Annotated in this window: 5 protein-coding genes; 3 read left to right on the top strand and 2 right to left on the bottom strand. The window is 71.4% G+C overall.

All coding sequences use genetic code 11. The annotated features are described in order from the left end of the window. A partial coding sequence (locus KBI5_RS22755; protein WP_085016406.1) for a protein kinase occupies nucleotides 1-2059 on the bottom strand: 2059 nt, incomplete at its 3' end. 642 nt (nucleotides 2060-2701) lie between these two features. Continuing rightward, nucleotides 2702-3742, bottom strand: coding sequence for a nitroreductase family protein (locus tag KBI5_RS22750; RefSeq protein ID WP_011435401.1), 1041 nt, complete (start codon nucleotides 3740-3742; stop codon nucleotides 2702-2704). A 242-nt stretch (nucleotides 3743-3984) separates the two neighbouring features. On the opposite strand from KBI5_RS22750, the gene KBI5_RS22745 reads away from it, so the two are divergent. From KBI5_RS22745 to KBI5_RS22735, 3 genes are all read left to right on the top strand, one after another. Further along, a complete protein-coding gene (locus tag KBI5_RS22745) occupies nucleotides 3985-4644 on the top strand; it encodes a hypothetical protein (RefSeq protein WP_011435402.1) in 660 nt (219 codons plus the stop codon). Nucleotides 4645-4732: 88 nt separating this feature from the next. Next, entirely contained in the window at nucleotides 4733-5302 is a 570-nt protein-coding gene (locus KBI5_RS22740; protein ID WP_011435403.1) for a type 1 glutamine amidotransferase domain-containing protein, read from the top strand. 430 nt (nucleotides 5303-5732) lie between these two features. Continuing rightward, nucleotides 5733-8222 (top strand): ATP-binding domain-containing protein, encoded by a 2490-nt coding sequence (locus tag KBI5_RS22735; RefSeq protein WP_011435404.1) that lies wholly within the window; start codon nucleotides 5733-5735, stop codon nucleotides 8220-8222. Nucleotides 8223-8342 lie beyond the last annotated feature (120 nt).

The raw sequence follows: 8342 nt of genomic DNA, 5'->3' as shown, positions 1-8342 counted from the left end.
GACCGTCCGGCGCGTAGGCCGGGTCCTGGTCGTCCCCGCGCACCCGGGTGAGCTGCCGGGCGTCGGTGCCGTCCGAGTTCATCTCGAAGATCTCCAGATCGCCGTTCTTCGCTCGGGTGAAAGCGATCTTTCTGCTGTCCGGGGACCAGACCGGGTCCGAGTCCCCGTTACCCTGATCCTGCGTGATCGGGGTCGGCTGGGCATCCGGTTGGGTCGGGATCACCACGATGAAGCCGCGGTTGCCACCGGTACTGTTCGACCAGTAGGCGATCCGCTCGCCATCCGGCGACCAGGCGGGGTCGGTCGCCTGTGGCTTCGCGTTGAGCCGTCGCACGCTCGAGCCGTCCAGTTTCACCACATACAGGCCGGGGTTCAGCGTTCCGGTCTGATCCGTGGTGGAACGGATGACCAGGAAGCCGCCGTCGGGGGAGAGCGAGGGCCGGGCGTCGTCCGCGATCGTCAGCTTGGCGGCCGGGCCCAAGGTGAACAGCTGTACCGGTTTCCCGGAGCCATCGGCGGCGATCGCCTGCAGCGTATTCGGGCTGCCCTTCTTGAAGTAGACGATCGTCTTGCGATCGCTGCTGATCGCGGGCAGCATCTCCTGGTCCGGACCGGTGACGATCGGCTTGTCGTTCGCGAGCGGCCCGTTGTCCGTGACCTGCCCGGTGAACAGGTCGTAGTTGCCGTTGCGGTTGGACGCGTAGACGAGGGTGTCCTTGCCAAGCGGCTGGGCCGCCCTGGGCAGCGTGAAGGCCGCCGATTGGGCCGATTGGGTCGATGTGGCCGGAGCCCCGGAGACGGTGGCCGGATTGGCCGCGTCGGTCCCGGAGCCGCCGTCACCACCCGCGCTGAGGGCGAATACTCCCGCGAGGATCGCGCCGACGACCACGACACCTCCACCGACGAGCAGCGGGGTGCGGTTCCTGCTCCTGCCCGTGCCGCCCTGCCGGCCGGGGCCATCGGCTCCACCGCCCCCGGGACCCCCGGGACCCCCGGCGCTGGCGGGTAGCCGGGTCGGGGCGTCCTGGTCGACGGTGTAACCGCTGCTGACGGGGGCCGCTGCCGGCGCGGGGAATCCGGCCCCGTGGGGCCCGGTGCTGCCTGTGGCAGGGGTGCCTGTGGCCGGGGCGCCTGGGCCGGGCACCGGCAGCTTCCAGCCCTGCAGGACGTTCGTGACGTCCTGCGGGTTGACGGCGGCGGCGGCGTCCGGGCCGGTGCCCGACGGGTCGCCGAGCAGGCGCAGCATGAGCTGCTGGGCGCTCGGGCGGGTACTCGGGTCCTTGCGCATCGCGTGCCAGACGATCGGGCGCAGCGCCGGGTCGACGTCGTCGAGTTGCGGTTCCTCGTGTAGGGCGCGGTAGAGCAGCACCTGCGCCGAGGCCTCACCGAAGGGGTAGTGCCCGGTGGCGGCGAAGGCGACGAGGCCACCCCATGCCCAGATGTCGACCGCCGAGGTGATCGGCCGGCTCTCGATCTGCTCCGGGGACATGAACGCCGGCGTCCCGAGCTGCTGGAGATCGCCGGTGAGGTTGCTGCCGGCGTCCACTGCCCGGGCGATACCGAAGTCGATCACCCGAGGGCCGAACGGTGAGAGGATGACGTTCGCGGGCTTGAGGTCGCGGTGCACGATCCCGGCGCTGTGGATGGCGGTGAGCGCCGCGGCCACGCCGACCGCGAGTTGTTCGAGGTTGGCATCGGCGAGCGGGCCGTTGCGCTGGACGTACCGGGCGAGGGTCTCGCCCTCGATGAACTCGGTGACCAGGTAGGGCCACTCGGCGTCCGGATCGGCGTCGAGCACCTCGGCGGTGCAGACCCGGGCGACTCGCCGGGCGGTCTCGGCCTCCAGCCGGAACCGGGCTCGGAACTCGGGGTTTCCGACGGCCTCGTTCCGGATCACCTTGATGGCGACGAGCCGGCCCTTCCCGGAGCGGCCCAGATAGACCATGCCCATTCCACCCTGGCCGAGTTTGCCCAGCAGCGTGTACGAGCCGAGCTCGTGGGGGTCGTCCGGGCCAAGGGGGGCGGATCGTGCCGCCACACCCGCATCCGATGACATCATCGACCTGTACCCCCACCCGCCGCGTGCCGACCGCGGCCTCGCCCGGGAACGCCGCGCAGGTCGCGGGCCCGCCGGTGGACGCGCACCGACTCTTGATCCATCATGGAATTTCCCGATCAACCATTACGGTCAACCGCTGGGAAAATCTTAGGCGAGAGTGACCGGGCACCGGGCCGTCGGGGCCCCGATAGCCCCCGCCACCTCGATGTCAATGCAGCGACAGGCATTCGGCACCCGCGTGGCTTCCGTCCTCCGGTCACGTCCTGCCACCTCGTCGGCCGGGGGCCGACCAGGGTACGGTCGGGATCTGACCGGGGCCGACCGGGGCTGGCCAAGGTCCGGGCGGGGGAGTCTCCCGGGAACGCCGCGTCGCGTCCCCGGGAACCCCCCGAGTCACGGCCGAGCCGTCGCGGACCTCGCGGCATCTCCGATTGCCGGTCGGTCCACCGGCGACCCGGTCTGGTCCCGATCAAAGCGGCTGGCGGCCCACGCAACCCCGTATCTGTGCGGCCTTCGCCAAATGTGTCAGGAAGGGACGCTGAACGGCTGAACGTGAACGGCTGAACGTGAACGGCTGACCGCGCACGGCCGGCCATGGGTGGTCAGCCGTGCACGGTCGGTCTCGAACGGAGCCGAACGGTGCTACGCCCGATCATTCGACCCGACGACCTCCAGGACCTCGTCAACGTCCCGGCGGGGAGTGGGGCCGAGCGGTTGCGCACCCGGCTCGGGATAGCCGGCCCGCAGGATCATCTGGACGTGCCCGAGACCGCTGGTGGTGCCGCGGAACTGCTCCCGCATGCCCTCGACGTCGATCGCCTGCGACATCGGCGACGAGGCGAGACCGAGCAAGGTGGCGGTGAGCAGCACACGTTGCATCGCCTGCCCGGCGCGCAGCCGGTCGGCGGTCGTGTCCGTATCGGTGCCGATGATCAGGATGCCGGGCCGTTCCACATCCGTCTCGTCCAGCACGGTCCCCGCCTCGCCGACCACGTCGAGGTCCCGCATCGGAAACTCGGACTGGCGCGGGGCGTCGGTGTGGACGACTGCGCTGCGCGGGATGCCGTCGGCCGACGTGGACCCCGTTCGACTCCACGAGGCCAGTTCCTCCCGGTAGGCCGCGTTGTGCGCCTCGATCCAGTCCGCCCGGGACAGCAGGACGCTGACCTGGACGCGCAGCTCCGGGTCGATCGGCGCGGTAAGCCAGCAGCCCTCCGCCTCGGCCGCGGCACGCAGGCGGCTGATTACCTCGGTCGGCAACGGCTGGTCGTCGAACGGCCGGCGATCGGTGTGCCGCCGCGGGATGGCATCGGCCAACGCCCGCTCGTCGTCCTCGGCAGGCTGATGGCCGATCACCGAGATGGTGGCGAGCGGAGCGGAGCGGAAGTCGTCAACGCCGTCGGGTAGCGGCTCCACCACGGGGACCTCGCCGCGGGCCCGCAGCGCCAGCCGGGCGTTGAACAGCGCCGCTCCGCAGCTCAACAGCATCTGCCGGCCCTCGGGATCGGCGACCTTGAGCTGGCGGGTGCTGTCGGCGAGAAGGGTGAGCCGGCCTGCCTCCAGGCGCCAGCGCCACGGCTGCGTGTTATGGATGGACGGCGCTGCGGCGGATGCGGCGACCACCTCCCGAGCCAGGTCGGGAGTCAGGGGAACCAGCGCGGACCGTGCTGCTTTGGTGGACATCTCAGCCTCCCTTCTCTCAAGTGTCTACCCCCAGCCTGCCCTCCCGACCGGGTAGAGGGCATGTGCCGAGGGGAACAGCCGGGGGTGGACCAACGGCCGGCAGGCGGAAGTCGGGCGTCGGGTAGCGAGGCGTCGGGTAGCGGGCCCGAGACACCGCCGCGGACGTGGTGGGTGGGTACCGCCCCGCCGGGGCGGCATGGCCGGGGCGGAGTGATGGCGGGTATCGCGGGTAGTCCCACTGCATGGCTGGAACCGACACAGAAGCGGTGCTCGCCGAACTGCTCGCCCGGCATGGGCGGACCTACGCCGACGAGATCGGCGCCGACGTGCCGGCTGACACCGCGGAGGCGATGTTCAAGATGATCGTCTTTGCCCTGCTCGCGAGCGCGCGGATCCGCACGTCGATCGCGGTCGCCGCCTGCCGTTCCCTGATGGACGCCGGCTGGACCGACGCCGCCGCCATGGCCGAGGCGACCTGGGAGGACCGTACCCGGGTGCTGAACAGCAGCGGGTACGCGCGCTACGACGAGAGCACCTCTCGGATGTTGGAGGCGGCCTGCCGTTCCCTGATGGACACCTACGACGGTGATGTCCGCCGGCTGCGGGATGCCGCCGAGCACTCCCCGGACCGGGAGCGAGAGCTGCTACAGAAGATAAAGGGGATCGGGCCGGTCGGTGCCGACATCTTCCTGCGCGAGGCGCAGGCCGGATGGGACGAGCTGGTGCCCTACCTCGACGAACGCACCCGGAGAACGGCCGGAGCGCTCGGGCTGCCGACCGACCCGGCGAGGCTCGCCGCGCTGGTTGGCCGGCAGGACTTCCCGCGGCTGGTCGCCGCGCTGGTGCGGGCGCGTCTCGAGCACGACGTCACCGACCTGCGGGAGGCGGCGAGCAGGCCCTGACGCCAGTCCGGTCCCGACCCCAACCGGCGAGGCAGCAGGCAGGCAGGAGTCAGATAGGCAGGCAGGAGTCAGGTAGGAGGACGTGTCGATGACGACGCACGACGACAGGATTCAACGCAAGATCGCGTTTCTGGTGGCGCCGGAGGGCGTCGAGCAGGTCGAACTCACCGAGCCGTGGAAGGCCATCGAGCAGGCCGGCCTGAGTCCGGTGCTGGTGTCGACGGAGGGAGGCAGGGTGCAGGCGTTCCGGCACCTGAACCCCGCGGACACCTTCCCGGTCGACATCACGGTCGCCGAGGCGGATCCCGCGGACTTCGACGCGCTGGTGCTGCCCGGCGGAGTCGCCAATCCGGACGAGCTGCGGTGGCAGCCGGGTGTTGTCGAGTTTGTCCGGTACTTCTTCGACGCCGGCCGCCCGGTGGCGTCGATCTGCCACGCTCCGTGGACCCTGATCGAGGCGGACGTGGTCCGCGGACGGCGGATCACGAGCTGGCCGAGCCTGCGCACCGATCTGCGCAACGCCGGGGCCGAGGTCGTGGACGAGCAGGTCGTCATCTGCCGGTCCGGGCCGAACACGCTGATCAGCAGCCGCAGGCCGGACGATCTGCCGGCCTTCGACAGCGCCCTGGTGGAGCATCTCACCTCGGTGGGCGTCTGATCACCTCGGTGGACGCCCCAGCTCGGGATGCCGTTCACCGTGGATGCGAAGGAACCGCCGGAAACGGCTCCTTCGCCCGGGCTGCTCGCTACCTCGGATCAGGTGGGTCGCTACCCCGCACCAGGTGGATCATTGCGGGGTATCCCGTCGCCGGACATCCGTAACCTGGAACAGCGATGATGCGGCATTCCGGCCGCCGTGCCGGATGGCGCGGGCCGGCTCGCCGGGGTCGCCGTGGTCGTTCGTGGACACGCCGTCGTTGTCGTGGACATGTCATTACCAGGGTGGGGTCACCAGAGCCGGGTCACCGGGCGGGTCGGAAGATCTGCGGGGGAGGGGCTGTTACCCTTCCTGGCTCACCTGACGGCGTTGGCTCGCAGCCCGGGAAGCCGCAATCCAAGAATCCGACCGCGACCGGGAGGGAGAGCCGGTGCCGACCACGCAGGACGTCGAGCGCGCCCGTGAACAGGCGTACCTGGACACGCTGTACATCCGGTTGGACGAGGTCCGCGAGATCACCCGTGGGCAGCTGCGCCGGGTCCTGCTGGAAAGTGGCACGGGCACCCCCCAATCACTCGTGGAACGGGACGTGTTCGCGGCGACCCACGCCGACCGGCTCGCCCGCCTCGACGCCGCCGAAGGGCGGCTGTGTTTCGGCGCGATGGACTACGCCGACGGGCGCCGGACGTACATCGGCCGGATCGGCCTGTCCGACAGCGGGCAGGAACCGATCCTGGTGGACTGGCGGGCCCCGGTGGCCACCGCCTTCTACCGGGCGACGCTGGCCGATCCGCATGGTCTGGTGCGCCGGCGTCATCTGCGGACCAAGGGCCGGGAGGTCACCGGCATCGCCGACGACCCGTTGAGCCTGCCGGTCGACATGGCCACCGGCACCGGTAGCGGCACGGCCACGGGCAAGTCCGGCGGGGTGACGGCGTCCGGCGACACGATGCTGCTCGAGGCGCTGGCAGCGCCCAGGACCGGGCGCATGCACGACATCATCGCCACGCTGCAGGCCGAGCAGGACCGTATCATCCGGGCGCGGGCGAACGGCGTGCTCGTTGTCGACGGCGGACCGGGGACCGGTAAGACCGCGGTGGCGCTGCACCGTGCCGCCTATCTGCTCTACAACGACCGGGCTCGGCTCGACCAGTCCGGCGTGCTGGTCGTGGGGCCGAGTCCGGTGTTCCTGCGCTACATCGACCAGGTGCTGCCCTCCCTCGGGGAGACCGGGGTGATCTTCGCCACGCCGGGACGGCTCTTTCCCGGGGTCGACGCGCACGGCGTCGAGGACGTCGCGACCGCGGCGCTCAAGGGTGATCCGAGGATGGTCGAGGTCATCGCCGCCGCCGTCAGGGACCGGCAGCGGCTGCCGCGGCGAGAGGTGCTCATCCCCTACGACGATCGCATGCTGCGCCTCGGTCGCGACACGGTCGCGCGGGCCCGCACCCGGGCGCGGCGCAGCCGCCGCCCRCACAACTCGGCCCGTCGGATCTTCCTGCGCGAGCTGTTGGCTGAGCTGACCACCCAGGTGGTGAACCAGATCCCGGGCGGGCTGCTCGACGCCGACGAACGTGGCCAGATCACCCGGGACCTGTGGTCGGAGGAGGGGGTCCGTACGGCGCTCGACGGCCTCTGGCCGCTGCTGACCCCCCAGCGGCTCCTCGGGGAGCTCTTCGCCGATCCGGCGGCCCTGGCGCGCGCGGCGGGTAGCCGGCTCACCCCGGCGGAACGATCCCTGCTCGAGGACCGGCGGACGGCCGCGGCGTCCGCCCGGATCCCGGTGCAGCGCGACGGCGCGGGTACGGCGGGTACAGCGGCCGTCGATCGGGCCGATCGGGCGTGGACTCCGGCCGATGTGCCGCTGCTCGACGAGGCCGCCGAGCTGCTCGGCGACCCGGACGAGGAGACCGGCCGCGAGACCGCCCGCCGTGCCGAGCGGGAACGCGAGGAGGAGCGCGAGTACGCCCGGGGCGTGGTGGACATGCTCGGACTCGAGGGGCAGGTCGACGCCGAGGCGCTCGCCGAGCGGTGGAGCGGGCCGCGGGCGCGGCGCAGTGCCGCCGACCATGCCCGCGAGGACCGTACCTGGACCTTCGGTCACCTGATCGTCGACGAGGCCCAGGAGGTCTCGCCGATGTTGTGGCGGCTGCTGTGGCGGCGCTGCCCGGGACGCACGGCGACCCTCGTCGGTGACCTGGCCCAGACCGCCCGGCCGGGCGCGCCGGCGTCCTGGGGGGAGCTGCTGGGGCCCGCGGTCGGCGACCGGTTCACGGTCGAGCGGCTCAGCGTCAACTACCGCACACCTCAGGAGATCATGGATGTCGCCGCCGACGTCCTGCGGGCGCAGGACCCGACGGTCTCCGTTCCCCTCTCGGTGCGTTCGGTGGGCTGTGCCCCGACGGCGGTGCGCGTGGGCGACGTGACGGCCGACGAAGTCTCGGGCCTCGTCGGTCTGCTCGGGACTGGTCTGCTCGAGACTGGTCCGCTGGAGGACAGGCGGACCGTCGCCCAGGCGCATCCCGGGGACCTCGTCGCCGCCGTGGTGTACGCGGCGAGCCGGGCCGCGAGCGAGGTCGGTGACGGGCGGGTCGCCGTGATCTGCCGCCCGCAGGACATCCCGGGGTTGCGCGGCGCCCTCATGGCAGCCCTCCCGGATTTGGCGGTCGCGGCGGACTCCGTCGACCCCGCCAGCGCCGTCGGCAATGCTCTCGACGCGCCGGTGGCGGTGCTGAGCGTGGCGGAGAGCAAGGGTCTCGAGTTCGACGCGGTGGTGCTGGTGGAACCGGCCGCGCTGCTGGCCGGGCCGACCCGGGGGCTTGCCGACCTCTACGTCGCGCTGACCCGGGCCACCCGTTTCCTGACCGTGGTGTATTCCGGCGAGCTTCCGCCGGTGCTGGGCCGGCTTGCCCCGCGGTGACGTGCCCGCCTGCGGACGGGTTCCGGATCCGTCCGCAGGTAACAGCTGGCGGAGCATGATTCTGATTCCTTTGTCAGCCGTTGTTGGCAACCAACTTCTTGATGTTGGTCTCGACGAGTT

The organism is Frankia sp. KB5 (assembly GCF_002099325.1).
Classification (GTDB): Bacteria; Actinomycetota; Actinomycetes; order Frankiales; family Frankiaceae; genus Frankia; species Frankia casuarinae.
The sequence above is the reverse complement of the archived record's forward strand: the minus strand, read 5'-3'. Positions and strand labels throughout refer to the sequence as shown.

Bases quoted from the DNA above. Each gene is read 5' to 3' on its own strand.
- KBI5_RS22740 (WP_011435403.1), top strand. From the start codon at position 4,733: ATGACGACGCACGACGACAGGATTCAACGCAAGATCGCGTTTCTGGTG.
- KBI5_RS22745 (WP_011435402.1), top strand. From the start codon at position 3,985: ATGGCTGGAACCGACACAGAAGCGGTGCTCGCCGAACTGCTCGCCCGG.
- KBI5_RS22750 (WP_011435401.1), bottom strand. From the start codon at position 3,742: ATGTCCACCAAAGCAGCACGGTCCGCGCTGGTTCCCCTGACTCCCGAC.